Source organism: Caulobacter sp. BK020, assembly GCF_004342605.1.
Taxonomy (GTDB): domain Bacteria; phylum Pseudomonadota; class Alphaproteobacteria; order Caulobacterales; family Caulobacteraceae; genus Caulobacter.
The window spans coordinates 228,602-245,344 of sequence record NZ_SLZL01000007.1; the positions used below are offsets into that span (position 1 = coordinate 228,602).

17 protein-coding genes are annotated in these 16,743 nt (G+C 70.0%); 13 read left to right on the top strand and 4 right to left on the bottom strand.

Annotated features, from left to right (window positions below):
* The 6 genes from EV278_RS11175 (at window position 1) to EV278_RS11195 (ending at window position 4,368) form a co-directional block, all read left to right on the top strand.
* Window positions 1-480 (top strand): hypothetical protein, encoded by a 480-nt coding sequence (locus EV278_RS11175; RefSeq protein WP_132090828.1) that lies wholly within the window; start codon window positions 1-3, stop codon window positions 478-480.
* Window positions 477-704 (top strand): hypothetical protein, encoded by a 228-nt coding sequence (locus tag EV278_RS23995; protein WP_165916611.1) that lies wholly within the window; start codon window positions 477-479, stop codon window positions 702-704. Before EV278_RS11175 ends, EV278_RS23995 begins: the two co-directional genes overlap by 4 nt.
* Window positions 701-1,408 carry a hypothetical protein gene (locus EV278_RS11180; protein ID WP_132090831.1) on the top strand — a complete coding sequence of 236 codons (708 nt, stop codon included), beginning with the start codon at window positions 701-703 and terminating at the stop codon, window positions 1,406-1,408. The genes EV278_RS23995 and EV278_RS11180 overlap by 4 nt, the downstream gene beginning before the upstream one ends.
* Window positions 1,409-1,592: 184 nt before the next feature.
* Window positions 1,593-1,835: a hypothetical protein gene (locus EV278_RS11185; protein WP_132090834.1), complete on the top strand. Its 243-nt coding sequence runs from the start codon at window positions 1,593-1,595 to the stop codon at window positions 1,833-1,835.
* Window positions 1,836-1,910: 75 nt separating this feature from the next.
* On the top strand, window positions 1,911-3,308 hold the full coding sequence (locus EV278_RS11190; RefSeq protein WP_132090838.1) for a hypothetical protein: 1,398 nt from the start codon (window positions 1,911-1,913) through the stop codon (window positions 3,306-3,308).
* A gap of 568 nt (window positions 3,309-3,876) precedes the next feature.
* Entirely contained in the window at window positions 3,877-4,368 is a 492-nt protein-coding gene (locus tag EV278_RS11195; RefSeq protein WP_243692158.1) for a hypothetical protein, read from the top strand.
* Window positions 4,369-4,463: 95 nt separating this feature from the next.
* Here EV278_RS11195 and EV278_RS11200 read toward each other — a convergent pair whose 3' ends face one another.
* Window positions 4,464-5,690: a multidrug effflux MFS transporter gene (locus tag EV278_RS11200; protein WP_132090841.1), complete on the bottom strand. Its 1,227-nt coding sequence runs from the start codon at window positions 5,688-5,690 to the stop codon at window positions 4,464-4,466.
* A 119-nt stretch (window positions 5,691-5,809) separates the two neighbouring features.
* Between EV278_RS11200 and EV278_RS11205 the strand changes: the two genes are divergently transcribed.
* A complete protein-coding gene (locus EV278_RS11205; protein WP_132090844.1) occupies window positions 5,810-6,796 on the top strand; it encodes an alpha/beta hydrolase in 987 nt (328 codons plus the stop codon).
* Window position 6,797: 1 nt separating this feature from the next.
* Here the strand turns inward: EV278_RS11205 and EV278_RS11210 are convergent, their stop codons facing one another.
* Window positions 6,798-7,067, bottom strand: coding sequence for a low temperature requirement protein A (locus EV278_RS11210; RefSeq protein ID WP_132090847.1), 270 nt, complete (start codon window positions 7,065-7,067; stop codon window positions 6,798-6,800).
* A 136-nt stretch (window positions 7,068-7,203) separates the two neighbouring features.
* Between EV278_RS11210 and pip the strand changes: the two genes are divergently transcribed.
* On the top strand, window positions 7,204-8,193 hold the full coding sequence (gene pip / locus EV278_RS11215; protein ID WP_132090850.1) for a prolyl aminopeptidase: 990 nt from the start codon (window positions 7,204-7,206) through the stop codon (window positions 8,191-8,193).
* On the opposite strand, the gene EV278_RS11220 is transcribed toward pip, so the two are convergent.
* Window positions 8,190-9,359: a low temperature requirement protein A gene (locus tag EV278_RS11220; RefSeq protein WP_132090853.1), complete on the bottom strand. Its 1,170-nt coding sequence runs from the start codon at window positions 9,357-9,359 to the stop codon at window positions 8,190-8,192. The genes pip and EV278_RS11220 overlap by 4 nt on opposite strands.
* 130 nt (window positions 9,360-9,489) lie before the next feature.
* Between EV278_RS11220 and EV278_RS11225 the strand changes: the two genes are divergently transcribed.
* From EV278_RS11225 to EV278_RS11245, 5 genes are all read left to right on the top strand, one after another.
* On the top strand, window positions 9,490-9,984 hold the full coding sequence (locus EV278_RS11225; RefSeq protein WP_132090856.1) for a hypothetical protein: 495 nt from the start codon (window positions 9,490-9,492) through the stop codon (window positions 9,982-9,984).
* Window positions 9,985-10,085: 101 nt separating this feature from the next.
* Window positions 10,086-11,507: an O-antigen ligase family protein gene (locus EV278_RS11230; RefSeq protein WP_243692159.1), complete on the top strand. Its 1,422-nt coding sequence runs from the start codon at window positions 10,086-10,088 to the stop codon at window positions 11,505-11,507.
* A 17-nt stretch (window positions 11,508-11,524) separates the two neighbouring features.
* Window positions 11,525-12,391, top strand: a complete 867-nt coding sequence (locus EV278_RS11235; protein WP_132090859.1) for a 50S ribosomal protein L11 methyltransferase — start codon at window positions 11,525-11,527, stop codon at window positions 12,389-12,391.
* A gap of 100 nt (window positions 12,392-12,491) precedes the next feature.
* Window positions 12,492-12,935 (top strand): hypothetical protein, encoded by a 444-nt coding sequence (locus tag EV278_RS11240; protein WP_132090862.1) that lies wholly within the window; start codon window positions 12,492-12,494, stop codon window positions 12,933-12,935.
* Between the two features lie 57 nt (window positions 12,936-12,992).
* Complete coding sequence (locus tag EV278_RS11245) at window positions 12,993-14,804, top strand: aminopeptidase P family protein (RefSeq protein WP_132090865.1); 1,812 nt, start codon at window positions 12,993-12,995, stop codon at window positions 14,802-14,804.
* 12 nt (window positions 14,805-14,816) lie between these two features.
* On the opposite strand, the gene dxs is transcribed toward EV278_RS11245, so the two are convergent.
* A complete protein-coding gene (gene dxs / locus EV278_RS11250; RefSeq protein WP_132090868.1) occupies window positions 14,817-16,733 on the bottom strand; it encodes a 1-deoxy-D-xylulose-5-phosphate synthase in 1,917 nt (638 codons plus the stop codon).
* Window positions 16,734-16,743: the final 10 nt, after the last annotated feature.

The window sequence follows — 16,743 nt, forward strand, 5'->3', positions numbered from 1 at the left end:
ATGGTCGCCTATGTCTTCCAACCCCAGTTCAAGCGGCCGATCGAGGCGCACGACAAGGTGCTGACCTTCCGCCGCATCGGCGGCAAGGTCCACGCCGCGCCCGGCGGCCGGGTCGCCCTCGACCTGCCCCAGGGCCGCCGCCGGCCGCTCGTGCGCTTCAGCGCCCTGTGCGAGCTGCGCGCCAGCGTGGTGATCGACGCGACCGGCGTGCGCCGGGTGATCACCGCGGCCAGCTTCAACGAATACGGCGCCGGGCTGGAGCGCCTGCTGCGGGCCTGCGAACAGGCCATGCCCCAGGCCGCCGAGCACCTGCCGCGCCTGGCCGCGCTGGACGGCTTTTCCAGCTGGGCCGACCTCTGGGCCTGGCAGCTGGCCAACCGGGCGCCTGAAGAGCCGACCGACAGCCTCAAGCGCGTGCTGATCGGCTGGAACCCCGCCACCCTGCGCCCCGGCGCCGCCAGCCAGGACGACGGCCGATGACCGAGCCCCTGTTCAACGCCAGCCAGTTCGCCCGCGAGCTGCGCCTGCACATGGCGGGCCTGGCCCCGCTGTCCCAGCGCGAGGCCGCCGCCCAGGCCGGCGTCAGCGCCGCCACCTTCACCCGCGCCATGAACGTGGCCAGCGACCTCAGCCACGAGAACTATCTGCGCCTCACCGCATGGATGGCCGCCGGCCAGGGCGGGAAGGTGGGGAGGGCGGCATGACCAATAACTCCACCAGCCCCCGTGAAGAACTGGCGCGGATCATTGATCCGAAGGCGTTCAGCAACGCCGAAAAACAACTTCAATGGGAGGAGTTCTGCCGCAAAAACTCTAGCGGCCGGTATCCATGGTGGTCCCATTCTATGGCGTTTAATCTGGAGGACATCTTAGCGGCCTACGTCAAGGCCGACGAATGGCTCTCCCGACATCCGGTTAAGGCCGCGAGCCCTGAGGGGGAAACAGATCGCGATTGGCCGAAAGAAGCTGGCCGGCTCTGGCAAGGAGATTTCGCCGAAGCCCTGACGATGACTGGTTGTAGCGACCTAGCAGACCTGATCGACATGGCCAACGTCGGCAAAGGGCTCATGGAGCGCATCGACCTTCTGACACGGCAGCAGGGCCAGTTCGAAGGCTGGACGCCAGCCGACGACCCCTGCGAGATCGTGTTCGACCTTGTCAACGCGCTGGAAGACGCCCAGGTGGCGTGGCGCACCATCGACAGCGCGCCCCAAGACGGAACGGTCATCGACCTCTGGCGCGACGGCGAACGCCTCGTCGGCTACTGGTGGAGCCAAACGCACAAGACCTGGATCACCCAGGCAGGCCTTCTTGCGGTCGTCACGATCTGCCTCACCTCCGAGCCGTCCCACTGGATGCTTCCGCCGCCCGCGCCATCGCCCGAAACCCCTGCCCCAACGTCACCCTGACAACCCATTTTTGCCCGATTGGACGCCCGATCAACACTTTACCGACGGCCCCAGGCGAACCGCAAAACCCTACACTCGGCGCGGGTTTCGCGACCTTCGGTCGCATGGCCAACCGCAGCGCGAAGTCTCGTTACTGCCCGCTTCCGCCCCCGTGCTGAGGGCGACCAACCCTGCGGAGTTCTTGATGCCCTTCACCCATCCGTCCGTCGCCGAAGCGCCGCCGGCCGCCATCGTCCAGGCTCGCAGCGCCCTCAATGGCCTGGGCGCGCTGTTCAATGTGGTCGACGCCAACGCCTGGGCCAGCCTGGCCCGGCCCCAGGCCCAGGACGTCGCCAGCCTGGTGTTCACCATCGGCGCCACCCTCGACGAGGGCCTGGCCGACCTGGGCTTTTCCGCCCACCCATCCACCTCGACCGCCGGGGGCTGAGCCCGCCGCGGTTGACGATCCTCCGGGGCGGCGACACCATCGCCGCCCCGGCCTTTTGAGAGGAGGCCCCTTCCCATGCGCAAGCCCGCCCGCGCCGCGACCCGCCCCGCCCGTCGCCAGCGCCGCCACGGCAGCCTGCCGGCCGGCTTCGCCGCGCGCCAGCAGGCCGACGGATCGATCCGCCCGCGCTGGATCCCCGAGCCCAACCTGCGCAAGGCCGGCTGGAAGGGCGTCGACCTCAAGGACGCGGACGGCCAATGGCTGGCCCTGGGCGCGGCGATCGACCGCGCCAAGCTGATCGCCCAGGCCGCCAGGGACTGGCGCCAGGGCCTGGCCCTGCCCGAGGGCGCCGACTACCTGGTCGGCGTCGCCCCCGGTGTCAGCCGCGCCGAGGTCGCCGCCCAGGTCGACGCGCGTGAGCGGATCGACGTCCTGGAAACGGCCTGGCTGGAAAGCCGCGAGTTCACCAGCAACGCCGCCGCCACCCAGCGCGACTACAAGAACAAGCTGCAGCGCCTGTTCGACGCCCTGGCCGGCTACGCCCAGCTGCCCGCCCGCGACGACGCGGACGGCGAGGCCCGGCGCCTGGCCAACCTGGCCAAGGTGCGAGCCATGAGCATCTTCGCCCTGGCGCCGTTCGAGAACCCGGGCCAGGACCTGGTCGATCCGATGTACGACGCCTATTGGGCCCTGCACGCGGCGGCCGGCGTCAACCAGGCCGGCGGCGTGCTGGCCGTCGCCTCGGTCTGGCTCAACTGGATCCACGATCGCCGCAACCGCGCCGTGGCCAACTGGGCCAAGTCGGTCAGCCGCGAGACCCCGCCCGGCCGCATCCGCCCCGCCACCCTGGTCGAGCTGCGCGCCCTGGTCGCCACCGGCGACGCCCACGGCTATGAAGACGTGGTCGACGCCGTCATCCTGGCCTTCGACCTCAGCTGGTCGCAGATCGACGTGCTGCAGCTGACCGAGGACCGCGTGGTCGACTACCGCGCCTTCACCGGCCTGGAGGGCCGGCAGAAGACCGGCCGGGTGGGCGGCACGCCCATGACCTTCATCGGCCGGGCCCGCTACGACGCCATCCTGGAGCGCCGCAAGGGCGAGAAGATCAAGCCGCTCAAGGCCCAGGACCGCCAGGTCATTCGGCTCAAGCGCGACCGCGAGTATCGCCGCAAGTCCGGCGTCGAGGCCGACAGCCACCTGCTGCGCAAACGCTTCGCCGCCCTGCGCGAGCTGGCCATGGCCGACTGCCCCAGCCTGGAAACCCTCACGTTCGCCGACCTGCGCGACACCGCCGTCACCTTCGGCCGCAACGCCGGCCTCAGCGACGACCAGCTGGCCAGCCGCACCCTGCAGAGCCGCAAGAACATCGCCGATCTGCACGACAAGCACTATGGTGAGATCGGCGCCGAGATCGCCGACCAGGGCCTGGTGCTGCTGGAAGCCCACTACCGGAAGATGGGGATTGCGCTGTGACGCGATACGCGACAACAACTCCAGAGATCTATCGGCTGCTTTGGGCCTCGGAACTTCAGCACCACTTCCCTTGGTGGAAGCCGGAAATGGCAGATCGCTTGCCTTTGCTCACCTCGCTACTGCGCGCCCACGCCGCAAACCGCGCCTCCGTTCAGGGCCTAGAATATCCGTGAGAGTTTGACGACCAAAGACGGCTAAAACCGACCAAATCCGACTATAGCGGCAAACCGCCAACCCCTTACAAAATAACGATTTTCGCGTTTGCGCCGCGAACTCTTAATCAGCGGGTCGTAGGTTCGAATCCTACTGCGCCCACCATTTCCCTCCAAAATCCGATCTTCAAGTCCTTCCCTTCGGGGATCCCGACGCGCTCGGGCCGGACGGACGATAGACCAATCCGCCGTCGCCGCCCCCCTCGAATCGCCGCTCTTCCTGCGTTCGGCGGGATGAGATTTGGCGCTCTGGCCCAGGATAGCGCCTGAACTGGCCTGACGCGACCGGAGCCATGGCCCGCGCGACGCTGAACCCGCGAGCCTCGACAGACGTTCCCTTGACGAAGGAATCGTCCATGCCCCGCCGCGTCCTGTCCAGCCGCCTGCTTCCGAACGCCTTGCTGCTGCTCCTGACCCTGGGCGGGCTGACGCTGGGCGCCTGCAGCCATGAGCGGCCCGGCCAGCCGGGCTACGGCTGGAACTACATGAACAACGTCGGCGAAGGTCCCAAGCTGGCCTACGGCCGGCCGAACAGCGACGACGTGGTGATGATGCTGGCCTGCGCGCCCCGCGCCTCAAGCCTCACCCTGACCGCGACGGGCCTGGCGGGCGGCGAGATCGCCTTGGCCTCGGGCGGCTCGGTCACCCGGCTGAAGGCCCAGCCGGCGGCGTCGGACATGGGCGGCGGCGTGCTGGAGGCCCGCACCACGGTCGACGCCTCGGCGCTGAGCGCCTTTCGCCGCACCGGCGACCTGGACCTGCTGGTGGCCGACTCCCGCCACGACCTCGACGCCGCCTCCACCGACTGGCGGCAGGTGAAAGCGTTCTTCAGGGCTTGCTCGGCCTAGAGCAAATCGCGCGATATAAGAATCGCACGATTTGCTCTAGTGTTTTGTTTTTGCATTGCTTTTTCGGAAAACCGTCCACTTTTCCGCGCGATGCTCTAGGCCGCCGCCTTGCCGCGTCGGTCCTTGGGGACCGCCAGGCCGAAGATCGCCAGGCTGGAGCCCACCAGGCACACGAACATTACCGCCGCGACCGGCTTGGGCGTGCCGTCGTGCAGCAGGCCGCCCGCCCACGAGGCCAGGGCCCCCGCCCCGAACGAGATGCCGCCCATCAGGGCCGAGGTCGAGCCCGCCCGGCTGGGATCGACGCTCAGCGCCCCGGCCATGGTATTGCCGCTCATCAGACCGTAGGTCGACAGGGCCGCGAACAGCAGCGGCAGCACCGTGAACTGTCCGCCCACCCCGCTCCAGGCGGCGGCGACCAGCAGAAGGGCGGCGACGATCGAGGCGATGCTGGCCCGCACCAGCACCCGGTCCGGCGTCGAGCGGCGCAGCAGCAGACGGTTGACTTGGCTGGCCCCGATGATGCCCACGGCGTTGAGGGCGAAGACGATGTTGAACACCAGCGGCGTGTGGCCGTAGGTCCCCATCACCAGGTCCGGCGCGGTCGAGATGTAGGTGAACAGGGTGGCGCCGTTCAGGGCCCCGGCCAGGCCGTAGCCGACCAGCCGCTTCTGGCGCAGCAAGGCGACGTAGGCGCGGAATGGGTTCTCCGAGCGCGCCTGGATCGCCGTGGCCTCCGACCGCGACTCCGCAAGGCTCAGCGTGATCCACAGGCCGATCAGCAGACCGAACACCACCAGCGTCCAGAACACGCCGCGCCAGCCGGCGAAGAACTGCACGACGCCGCCGAACTGCGGGGCCAGCACCGGGGCCAGGCCCATGATCAAGGTCATCATCGACAGGACCCGCGCCGTGTCGGCGTGGTTGAACTTGTCGCGCACCACGGCCCGGGCGATCACCGGTCCCGCGCAGCCGCCCAGGGCCTGGACGAAGCGCGCGGCGATCAGGACCTCGATCGAAGGCGCCGTAGCGCAGACCACCGACGCGGCTATGAAGATGCCGATCCCTAGCAGCAGCGGCAGGCGGCGGCCGAACCGGTCCGAGGCGGGGCCGTACAGGAACTGGCCGATCGCCATGCCGGCGAAGAACGCCGCCAGGGTGGCCTGAACGTCCTCGGCCCCCGCATGCAGGGTCCGGCCGATGGCGGGCATGCTGGACAGGTACGTGTCGATCGACATCGGCGCGAAGGCCGTCAGGGCGCCCAGCATCAGGACGAGCCGCCAGGGCGTGGCGGCGGGCGCGGGCGGTGCGTTGTCGGTCATGGACGCGCTTTTACGCTTGTTTTCCCCAGGGGTAAGTCCTTGACCGTGGGAATCGCGGCCTTGCCCGGCGCGACGCTCGCCGGCAGGGTGATCGCCAATAACATAAAGCAGGAAACGCCATGACCCAGCTTGCGCCGCCGATGCCCGAACCGTCGTTCGCGAGGATCAACGGGATCCGCATGGCCTATTACGAAGCCGGGCCGCGGGTCGGCGTCCCCATCGTGCTGTGCCACGGCTTTCCCGAGTTTTCCTATTCCTGGCGCTGGCAGATCGCGGCCCTGGCGGCGGCGGGGCGCTGGGTGATCGTCCCCGACCAGCGCGGCTACGGCCTGACCGATCGCCCCGAGGCGGTCGAGGACTACGACATGGACCACCTGACCGGCGACCTGATCGGGCTGCTGGACCACCTGGGCGTCGAGAAGGCGGTGTTCTGCGGCCACGACTGGGGCGGTCTGGTGGTCTGGCAGCTGCCCCTGATGCATCCAGGCCGGGCGGCCGGGATCGTCGGCCTCAACACCCCGTTCCTGCCCCGCCTGCCGATTGACCCGATCACCCTGTTCCGAAACGCGTTCGGCGAGGACATGTACATCGTCCACTTCCAGAAGCCCGGCGTGGCCGACGCCCAGCTGGCGGCCGACGTCGAGCGGACCATGCGCTACTTCATGCGCAAGCCCACCGGGGTGCAGGCCGCCTTCACCAGCGGCGAGACCAGCAGCCGTTCCCTGGCCCTGCAGGACGGCCTGGCCCGCTACGACGTCGCCGACGAGTCCAGCCAGTTGCTGGCGCCCGAGGAGCTGAAGGTGTTCGTCGAGACCTTCCAGCGCACCGGCTTCACCGGCGGCGTCAACTGGTACCGCAACTTCGTGCGCAACTGGGAACGGGCCGAACACCTGCCGACGCGGATCGACGGGGTCCCCTGCCTGATGATCATGGCCGCGCACGACGTGGTGCTGCCGCCGTCCCTGGCCGACCGCATGGGCGACCAGATCTCGGACCTGGAGAAGGTGCTGGTCGAAGGCAGCGGCCACTGGACCCAGCAGGAGAAGCCGGACGAGGTGAACGCCATCCTGATCGACTGGCTGGGCCGGCGGTTCCCGAACGCGTAGATCAGCCCAATGGCTTAGGCTTGGGATCCGCCGCCAGGATTTCCGCGCGCCGCCGCATCGCCGCCGCCATCTGCAGCATCGCCAGGGCCGAGGTCTCATCGCGCTCGGCGGCGCGCACCGTATAGAGCTGGGCCATCACCTGCAGCGAGATGACCTTGTCCAGGCCTTCGGGGCCCATCATCTCGGCGATCGCGCGGTCCAGCTCGGCCAGCTGGCGCGGGGTCAGCATCTCCAGCAGCTCTTCGTCGCTGAGGTCTTCGGGCGTGTTCATGACTCGGGAGAATACGGAAAAGCGGCGGCGGTTGCGACGGTCGCACGTGAGGCATGCGCGAACGATGGGGCCGGCTCAAGGAAATGCCCCTCCGCCGCCGTTCCCTCGCGGCCCGAAACCGGTTTAGGGTTGCGCCATGGATCGTAACGCTTCCGCCTCGCCCATGTCCGTCAACGGTCGCCGCGGCCTGTTTCGCGATATCGAGCCCTTTTCGTTCGGCTGGCTGGCCGCCGACGCTCCCCACGAAATCTACTACGAGGAATGCGGCGCCCCGCGCGGCAAGCCGGCGGTGATCCTGCACGGCGGCCCCGGCGGGGCGGTCAATCCGACCATGCGGCGGTTCTTCGACCCTACCCGATGGCGCATGGCCCTGTTCGACCAGCGCGGCTGCGGTCGCTCGCGCCCCAACGCCAGCCTTGAGGACAACACCACCTGGAGCCTGATCGCCGACATCGAGCGGCTGCGCGTGCACCTGGGAATCGAGAAGTGGACCGTGTTCGGCGGCTCCTGGGGCTCGACCCTGGCCCTGGCCTACGCCATCACCCACCCCGAACGGGTTGAGGCCCTGGTGCTGCGCGGCATCTTCCTGCTGACCCAGAAGGAGCTGCGCTGGTTCTACCAGGACGGCGCCTCGATGCTGTTCCCCGACGCCTGGGAGCGGTTCCTAGCCCCGATTCCGGCCGAGGAACGCGGCGACCTGATCACCGCCTACCACCGGCGCCTGACCCACGCCGACCGCCGCGTCCAGGCCCAGGCGGCCGGCGCCTGGAGCCAATGGGAGGGCGACACCATCTCGCTGCGCGGCCCCGAGGCGCGCCCCCCCAAGTTCAACGAGGAAGACTTCGCCATCGCCTTCGCGCGGATCGAATGCCACTTCTTCGCCAATGGCGGCTTCTTCGAGGAGGACGGCTGGATCCTGAAGAACATCGACCGGATCCGGCACATCCCGGCCTGGGTCGTCCAGGGCCGCTTCGACGTGGTCACGCCGCTGGACAGCGCCTGGTCCCTGCACCGCGCCTGGCCGGAAGCCAATTTCGAGATCGTCTGGGACGCGGGCCACGCCTCGACCGAGCCAGGCGTCATCGACGGCCTGGTGCGGGCGACCAATGCGGCGCTGAGCGTCTAGGCCGCCCGAGCCTTCGAGCGACGAACCAGCCCTTCGCGGACCGACACGCCCAGCAGCACCACCGTCGTGGCGATCGACAGGGCCAGCGGCCCCACCACAAGACTCAGCGGCGCCAGGGCCGCCAGCGCCAGCAGACCGGCCACCTGGGCCCGCGGCCAGGAGCGGAATACGGCGCGCTTGAACAGCACTCCGCCCAGCAGGAACAGGAACGGCCCGCCGATCACGGCCAGGGCCGTCTTCAGGTCGGTGTGGCCCAGCGGATGGTGGATCGTCCACTCGTCGGCGACGGCCGTGACGATCACGCCGGCGATCGGCAGCAGGTGGATGTAGGTATAGGCCTCGCGCGCCAGCCGCCCCGGGTCCTTGGCGTGGCTGATCGCCTCGCTGGCGGCCTCGGCCGTGAACGAGAAATAGATCCACCACATGGCCAGGCTGCCGGCGAACGACGCCAGAAAGGCGGCGATCACCACTGGCGTCCAGCCCAGGGTCGCCGTGGTCGCGCCCATGACCAGGATCGACTCGCCCAGGGCGATGATCGTGAACAGGGCGCAGCGCTCGGCCAGGTGGCCGCCCTCGACGTCCCACTCCTCGGCGCGGGCCCGGCCCAGGCCGGGCGTCCAGAACCCCAGGGCCGGCGAGACGTACTCCAGGGCCAGCGCCCCGCCCCACAGGGCCAGCCGGGCGCCGCCCTCGGCCAGGCCGCCGGCGATCCACAGCACGCCCGAAGCCGCGAACCAGATGGAGATCCGGGTGAAGTTGCGGCTCTGGAACGGGTGGCCCCGCATCGCCCAGGCGGTGAACAGGCTGCGGCCCAGCTGGATCGTCACGAAGGCCAGGGCGAACGGCAGGCCGCGGTCGCCGAACGCCTTGGGGATCGACATGGTCATGACCATGCCCACCACCATGGCTACGAACAGCATGATCCGCACCGGCGCCCGCTCGGGGTCCAGCCAGTTGGTGACCCAGGCCGTGAAGATCCAGGCCCACCAGACGGCCATCAGCAGCAGGCCGGTCTCGATCACGCCCAGCAGGGTGGGATGGGCCATCAGGCCGTGCGACAGCTGGGTGACCGCGAACACGAACACCAGGTCGAAGAACAGCTCGACATAGGTGACCCGCGCATGGCCGCCCGAGGCGCGGTCGCGGAGCATGTGGCGGCGGGACATGGCGGTTTCCTCTGGTGAGTCGCGAGCCTAGGGCGTGACAGCCGAAAGGACAGGCCGGTTCGCACACCTCCCGCGCACTCTTCGCACGGCCGCGATAGAACGTTTTGCCGTCCGATGCGCTTTTGTCGCCATGGATGCTTCGGTTCTCCTTCCCCATCGCACCGCGCTGACCGGCGCCGCCGTCGCCCTGGCGGTCGGGCTGACGGGCGGTCTGATCCTGCGGACCGGCTCCCAGACGGCCCCGCAGGTCGACACCGTCTTCCTGTCCGGGCCCGCCGGCGACACGGTCCAGCCAATCGCCTGGCCCACCGGCAAGGTCCCGGACTATGTGGTCGGCACCGACTTCCTCCCTGGCCGGCAGCCGGAGCAGCCGCCCGAAGTGGTGGCGTCGTACGAGGTCCCCGAATACGTCCCGGCCGCCTGGTCCGAGCCGGAGCCGGAAATCCAGACCGAAGCCCAGTACATTCGGCCGGCGGAACCCGTGGATCGGAACTGGCCGTCGACCGCCGGCGACATCCTGAACACCCGCCTGCCCGAGGACGCGCCGCAAGCGCCCGAACCGCCGCCGGTGATCGCGGCGCCGCAAGCCCCCAGCGCGCCCATGGCGGTCGCGGCGGCCTACTAGTCCCGGACGGACCGCCCCAAGGCCAAGCTCGGCCTCACCCTTGCTGCCAACGGCTTCAACCCGCGGCGCCTGTCCCATTTCGCGCCAGGACCTGGATCGAAATGGCGGACACCCAACAGCAGCCCGACCAACCGCCCGACCTCTGGCGCAAGCTGGAAGCGCTGGCCTGCGGCTTCGTGCTGTTCATGCTGTCCAACGCCCTGATCGGCCCGCTGCTGGATCCGCTGCAGGCCGGCGGCGAGAATATTCCCGTCCTGCGGCTGATGTGGCTGCCGGTCTACGCCCTGACCTTGGGCCTGGCCGCCTGGCGCGCCCCGCGCCTGATGCGGTTCTGGCTGCCCGCGGTCGGGCTCAGCCTGCTGGTCTTCTGGGTCTACGCCTCGGCCTCATGGTCGCTGAACCCGGACACCACCAACCGCCGCGCCCTGGCGGCGGCCTTCACCACCCTGTTCGGCTTCTATTTCGCCGCCAGTTTCGACGGGCGGCGGATGGCCGAGATCATCGCCATCACCTTCCTGCTGCTGGCCGCAGGCGGCCTGCTGGCCGCCATCGCCTATCCGAAGATGGGCGTGCAGCACGACATCAACGCCGGCGACTGGCGCGGCCTCTGGTACGAGAAGAACCAGATGGGGGCGATGATGGTCTACGGCGCCCTGGCCGCCATGGCCGCGCTGCTGGCCGGCTCGACCCGGCGCAAGCAGATGGTCTTCACCATCGTCCTGTGCTCGGCGATGCTGCTGATGAGCAAGTCCAAGACTTCGCTGCTGGCCCTGATGATCGGCCTGTGCGGCTCGATGCTGCTGGCGGCCATGCGGCGCGGTCCGGCCACGGCGGTGATCGTCGTCTGGCTGGGCGTCACGGTCGTCGTGATGGCGGCCATGGTCATGTGGCTGGCGCCCGAACTGCTGTTCAAGGCCCTGGGCAAGGATCCGTCCCTGACTGGCCGCACCGACATCTGGGCCGGCCTGCTGCGCCAGTCGGCCAAACAACCGCTGACCGGCTACGGCTACGGGGTGTTCTGGACCCTGGATTCCGTCCCCGCCAACTGGATCCGCAAGGAGACCGGCTGGCTGGTGCCCAGCGCCCACAACGGCTGGCTGGACATCCTGGCCCAGCTGGGCTGGATCGGTGTGGGCCTGTGCGCCCTGGTGCTGGGCGGACCGCTGCTGGTCGCCCTGTTCCGGTTTCGCCGGGTGCAGGACGGCTATTGGGCCACCCTGTTCCTGGCCATCTTCCTGATGACCACCTTCTCCGAGAGCTTCATCCTGGAGCGCAACGGCATCGTCTGGTCCCTGGCCTGCGCGGCGGTGACCCGCTTGCTCGGCCCCGTCTGGGCCGACCCCAGGCGCCGGACGCCGGACGCCCCTCCGCTGGACGCCGCCCCGCTGGCCTGGAGCCTCGCGCCGCCCGAGCCGGAAGCCGAACCCGAGACCGAACCCGAAATCTGGGCGCCCGGCCCCGCGCGCGGTCCGGCCCTGGCGCCGATATTTGGCAAGCGCACGGTCTCGCCTTTCGGCGCTTAGCCCGCTACTGGAGCGGCATGACCGACTATACGCCCCAGCAGATCGTCGCCCGCGGCGCGCGCGCCGACGCCGAATCCGCCGCCGACGCCATCGACAACCACCCCGGCCTCGAGGGCGCGACCTATTCGATCCTCGAAGAGGACGAGGACAAGGGCGTCTGGCGCATCGACGCCTTCCCGACCACCGACGAGGAGGACGCGGGCCTGCTGGCGGTGCTGGCCGGCTATCCGCTGAAGGTGGTGCGCGAGCAGCTGGCCGACGCCGACTGGCTGGCCATGGCGCTGTCGGGCCTGCCGCCGGTGCGCGCCGGCCGGTTCTTCGTCTACGGCATGCACGACCGCGGCCGCCTGCCGGCCAGCACCGTCAACCTGCGCATCGAGGCCGGCGCGGCCTTCGGCACCGGCCACCACGGCACCACCGTCGGCTGCCTGCTGGCCTATGACCGGCTGATCAAGGCGCGGAAGTTCAACAAGGTGCTCGACGTCGGGGCCGGCACCGGCCTGCTGGCCATCGCCGCCGCCCGCACCGGCTCGAAAGTCGCGGTCGGCACCGACATCGACAAGCCCAGCGTGCGGATCTCGCGCGAGAACGCCAAGGTCAACCGGGCCAACGCCCGCTTCGTCCACGCCTCGGGCCTGTCCAACCGCCTGGTGGCCGACAACGCCCCTTACGACCTGGTGTTCGCCAACATCCTGGCCCGGCCGCTGGTCAGCCTGGCCCAGGACATCAAGCGCGCCCTGGTCCCGGGCGGCACGGTGATCCTGTCGGGCCTGCTGCGCACCCAGGAGCGGATGGTCAAGGCGGCGTACGTCTCGCGCGGCTTCAAGGTCGTCAACCGCATCCACCGCGACGCCTGGGCGGCGCTGGTGCTGCAGCGGCCGTAGAGGAACACCCTCTCCCTTGGGACAGGGTTTGACGAACGGAACGCCGTTCCCCCTCCCCACGTTTCTCCAGGCGGGACACTCTCGCTCCAGGAGCAACGTCATGACCTATGTCGATCCCCAAGCCCCGCCCCCCGAACGCGTCGTCCATGTCCGCCGCGAGGGTGGCGCCACGGGCTGGTTCGTGGCCGGGGCCGTGGCCATCGTCGCGGTGGTCGCCATCGCCTTCATGCTGACCGTCGGGGCGCGTACGCCCAGCGACGACCAGATCGCCCAGGCCCAGGACCAGGGTCGCGCCGCCGCCGTGGCTGAAAGCGCCCAGACGGGGGCCGCCCAGGCCACGATCGTCGCCCAGCAGGCCGCCCGCGACGCCAGCGCCGCCGCCGACAGCGCCCGCCGCTCGACCGAGAACACGGCCGCCAACGCCGTCCAGGCCGCGCACGACGCCGCCGCCCGCGCCGCCTCGTCGCGCGACGACACCCTGGCCCCGTCGGCCGATCCGAACGTCCAAGCCCCGCCGGCCCAGCAACCGCAGCCGGTGAACTAGGCTCCCGATCGCAACCCGCCCCTTCCCAGGTCGAAGGGGCGGGACTAAATCGGAAGCATGCGCCAGACCTTCGATGAATCCACCGATCCGGGCTTCGGCCCCCGACATGTTCCCCTGATCCGCACCGCCATGGCCCGCCAGGGCCTGGACGGCTTCCTCGTGCCGCACGAGGACGAGCACCAGAACGAATACCTGCCCGCCGCCAACGACCGCCTGGCCTGGGCCAGCGGCTTCACCGGCTCGGCCGGGGCCGGGGTGATCCTCAAAGACCGGGCCGCGGTGTTCGTCGACGGCCGCTACACCCTGCAGGTGCGCGAACAGGTCGACCAGGGCGTGTTCGAGATCCGCGATCTGGTCGAGGGCGGCGTGCCCGCCTATCTCGAAACCGCGCCGAAGGGCGCGGTGATCGGCTACGACGCCCGCCTGCACAGCCCACAGGCGCTGGACGGCCTGAAGGCCGCCGCCGCCAGGGCCGGCGCAGCCCTGAAGCCCGTGGCTATCAACCCGATCGACGAGGCCTGGGGCGCCGAGCGTCCCGCCCAGCCGGCCGCGCCGGTCGTGCCGCATCCGGTCCAGTACGCCGGCGAGGAATCGGCCTCCAAGCGCGCCCGCGTCGGCTCGGCCGTCGCGGCCCTGGGCGCCGACGCCGCGGTGATCACCGCCCCGGCCTCGATCGCCTGGCTGTTCAACATCCGGGGCGGCGACGTCATCCGCTCGCCCCTGCCGCTGTCCCAGGCCGTGCTGCGCGCCGACGGTACGGCGCGGCTGTTCCTGGATCCCGCCAAGGTCACCGACGACCTGCCCGTCTGGCTGGGCAACCAGGTGTCGCTCGAAGCCCCCGAGGCCCTGGACGACGCCCTCGCCGAACTGGCGGGCCAGAAGGTGGTCATCGACCCGGCCCAATCCTCGGCCTGGTATTTCGACACCCTGGCCGAGGCCGGAGCCGAGGTGGTCCGCGCCATGGACCCGTGCACACTGCCGCGCGCCTGCAAGAACGCCGTCGAAATCGCCGGCACGATCGAAGCCCACAAGCGCGACGGCGCGGCCCTGACCCGCTTCCTGCACTGGCTGGCCACCGAAGGTCAGGTCAATCCGCCGGACGAAAAAGAGGCCGTCGCCAAGCTGGAGGCCTTCCGCGAGGCGACCGGCGTGCTCAAGGACCTCAGCTTCGACACCATCGGCGCGGCCAACGGCCACGGCGCCCTGCCCCACTATCGCCCGACCGAGCGCAGCAACCAACGCGCGGCGCCGGGCTCGCTGCTGCTGGTCGACAGCGGCGGCCAGTATCTGGACGGCACCACCGACGTCACCCGCACGGTGGCCATCGGCGAGCCGACGGCCGAGATGGTCACCCGCAACACCCTGGTCCTGAAAGGCCACCTGGCCATCGCCCGCCTGCGCTTTCCGGCCGGCACCACCGGTTCGGCCATCGACGCCTTCGCCCGCGCGGCCCTGTGGAGCCACGGCCTGGACTACGACCACGGCACCGGCCACGGCGTCGGGGTCTATCTGGGCGTCCACGAGGGTCCGCAGCGGATCAGCAAGGCCCCCAACACCATCGCCCTGCAGCCGGGCATGATCGTCTCCAACGAGCCGGGCTACTACAAGGACGGCGAATACGGCATCCGCATCGAGAACCTCGAGGTGGTGATGCCGGCCGAGCCCGTCGGGACCGGCGACCGCCCGATGCACCGCTTCCACGCCCTGACCCTGGCCCCGATCGACCGGCGGCTGGTGGACAAAAGCCTGTTGAGCCCCGAGGAGATCGCCCAGTTCGACGCCTATCACGCCCGCGTCGTGCGGGAGATCGGGCCGCGGGTGGAGCCGGAGGTTCGGGCTTGGCTGGAGGAGGTCTGCGCGCCGCTCTAGGACGGATCCGCTCTAGGCGCGCCGCCCCGCCGCGCTGATGTTGTCCACGCCCAGGGCGGCCAGGCAGCCGTGCAGGACGCCCTCGGCGTCGAGACCGGCCTGGGCGTACATGGCGTCGGGCTTGTCCTGGTCCTGGAAGACGTCGGGCAGCACCAGGGTGCGGATCTTCAGGCCGCGGTCCAGGGCGCCGTGCTCGGCCAGGGCCTGCAGCACGAAGGCGCCGAAGCCGCCCATGGCCCCTTCCTCGACCGTGACGATCGCCTCGTGCTCGCGCGCCAGGCGCAGCAGCAGGTCGACGTCCAACGGCTTGGCGAAGCGGGCGTCGGCGACCGTGGCCGACAGGCCGCGGGCGGCCAGCAGGTCGGCGGCCTTCAGGCACTCGGTCAGGCGCGTGCCCAGCGAGACGATGGCGACGCTGGTCCCTTCGCGCACGATGCGGCCCTTGCCGATCTCCAGCGGGGCGGCCAGCTCGGGAATCGTCAGGCCCAGGCCCTCGCCGCGCGGATAGCGGAAGGCGCTGGGGCGGTCGTCGATGGCCACGGCGGTCGAGACCATGTGGGCCAGCTCCACCTCGTCGGCGGCGGCCATCAGCACCATGCCGGGCAGAGCCCCCATGAAGCCGATGTCGAAGGAGCCCGCGTGGGTCGGGCCGTCGGCGCCGACCAGGCCGGCGCGGTCCATGGCGAAGCGCACCGGCAGGCGCTGGATCGCCACGTCGTGCACCACCTGGTCGTAGCCGCGCTGCAGGAAGGTGGAATAGATCGCCGCGAACGGCTTCATGCCGTCGGCGGCCAGGCCGGCGGCGAAGGTCACCGCGTGCTGCTCGGCGATGCCGACATCGAAGGTGCGCTCGGGGAAGGCCTTGCCGAACAGGTCCAGGCCGGTGCCCGAGGGCATGGCGGCGGTGATCGCCACGATCTTGTCATCGATCGCCGCGTGCTTGATCAGCTCCTGGGCGAACACCTTGGTGTAGCTGGGCGGGCCGGCGGCCGGCTTCTGCTGCTGGCCGGTGACCACGTCGAACTTGACCACCGCGTGCAGCTTGTCGTCGGCCCCCTCGGCCGGGGCGTAGCCCTTGCCCTTCTGGGTGACGACATGGACCAGCACCGGCTTCTCGTCGAAGTTCCTGGCGTTGGTCAGCACGCTGACCAGGGCGTCCATGTCGTGGCCGTCGATCGGGCCGACATAGTGAAAGCCCAGCTCCTCGAAGAAGGTGCCGCCGGTGACCATGCCGCGGGCGTATTCCTCGGCCTTGCGGGCCGCGTCGCGGATCGGGGTCGGCAGCTTCTCGACCACGGTCTTGCCCAGCTTGCGCGCCTTGCGATAGGCGCCGCCCGAGACGAGGTTGGCCAGATAGGCGCTCATGCCGCCCACCGGCGGGGCGATCGACATGTCGTTGTCGTTGAGGATGACGATCAGGCGCTTGGTGGTGTCGGTGGCCGCGTTCATGGCCTCATAGGCCATGCCGGCGCTCATCGAGCCGTCGCCGATCACGGCGATGACGCTGTTGTTCTCGCCTTTCGCGTCCCGCGCGGCGCAGAAGCCCAGGGCGGCTGAGATCGAGGTGGCCGCGTGGGCCGCGCCGAACGGGTCGTATTCGCTTTCGGCCCGCTTGGTGAAGCCCGACAGCCCGCCGCCCTGGCGCAGGGTGCGGATGCGGTCGCGGCGGCCGGTCAGGATCTTGTGCGGATAGGCCTGGTGGCCGACGTCCCAGATGACGATGTCCTTGGGCGTGTCGAACACGTGGTGCAGGGCGACGGTCAGCTCAACCACGCCCAGGCCCGCGCCCAGGTGGCCGCCGGTCACCGAGACGGCGTCGATGGTCTCGGCCCGCACCTCGTTCGCCAGCTGCTTCAGTTCAGCCACGCTGAGGCCGCGCGTGTCGGCCGGCGAGGCGATGGTGTCGAGGAGAGGGGTCAAGGCAGGCATGTCCGAAGAA

Coding starts and splice junctions, on each gene's coding strand:
- EV278_RS11205 (WP_132090844.1), top strand. CDS start 5,810: ATGACCCAGCTTGCGCCGCCGATGCCCGAACCGTCGTTCGCGAGGATC.
- EV278_RS11235 (WP_132090859.1), top strand. CDS start 11,525: ATGACCGACTATACGCCCCAGCAGATCGTCGCCCGCGGCGCGCGCGCC.
- EV278_RS11185 (WP_132090834.1), top strand. CDS start 1,593: ATGCCCTTCACCCATCCGTCCGTCGCCGAAGCGCCGCCGGCCGCCATC.
- dxs (WP_132090868.1), bottom strand. CDS start 16,733: ATGCCTGCCTTGACCCCTCTCCTCGACACCATCGCCTCGCCGGCCGAC.
- EV278_RS11240 (WP_132090862.1), top strand. CDS start 12,492: ATGACCTATGTCGATCCCCAAGCCCCGCCCCCCGAACGCGTCGTCCAT.
- EV278_RS11200 (WP_132090841.1), bottom strand. CDS start 5,690: ATGACCGACAACGCACCGCCCGCGCCCGCCGCCACGCCCTGGCGGCTC.
- EV278_RS11175 (WP_132090828.1), top strand. CDS start 1: ATGGTCGCCTATGTCTTCCAACCCCAGTTCAAGCGGCCGATCGAGGCG.
- pip (WP_132090850.1), top strand. CDS start 7,204: ATGGATCGTAACGCTTCCGCCTCGCCCATGTCCGTCAACGGTCGCCGC.
- EV278_RS11195 (WP_243692158.1), top strand. CDS start 3,877: ATGCCCCGCCGCGTCCTGTCCAGCCGCCTGCTTCCGAACGCCTTGCTG.
- EV278_RS11225 (WP_132090856.1), top strand. CDS start 9,490: ATGGATGCTTCGGTTCTCCTTCCCCATCGCACCGCGCTGACCGGCGCC.
- EV278_RS11245 (WP_132090865.1), top strand. CDS start 12,993: ATGCGCCAGACCTTCGATGAATCCACCGATCCGGGCTTCGGCCCCCGA.
- EV278_RS11210 (WP_132090847.1), bottom strand. CDS start 7,067: ATGAACACGCCCGAAGACCTCAGCGACGAAGAGCTGCTGGAGATGCTG.
- EV278_RS11180 (WP_132090831.1), top strand. CDS start 701: ATGACCAATAACTCCACCAGCCCCCGTGAAGAACTGGCGCGGATCATT.
- EV278_RS11220 (WP_132090853.1), bottom strand. CDS start 9,359: ATGTCCCGCCGCCACATGCTCCGCGACCGCGCCTCGGGCGGCCATGCG.
- EV278_RS11190 (WP_132090838.1), top strand. CDS start 1,911: ATGCGCAAGCCCGCCCGCGCCGCGACCCGCCCCGCCCGTCGCCAGCGC.
- EV278_RS23995 (WP_165916611.1), top strand. CDS start 477: ATGACCGAGCCCCTGTTCAACGCCAGCCAGTTCGCCCGCGAGCTGCGC.
- EV278_RS11230 (WP_243692159.1), top strand. CDS start 10,086: ATGGCGGACACCCAACAGCAGCCCGACCAACCGCCCGACCTCTGGCGC.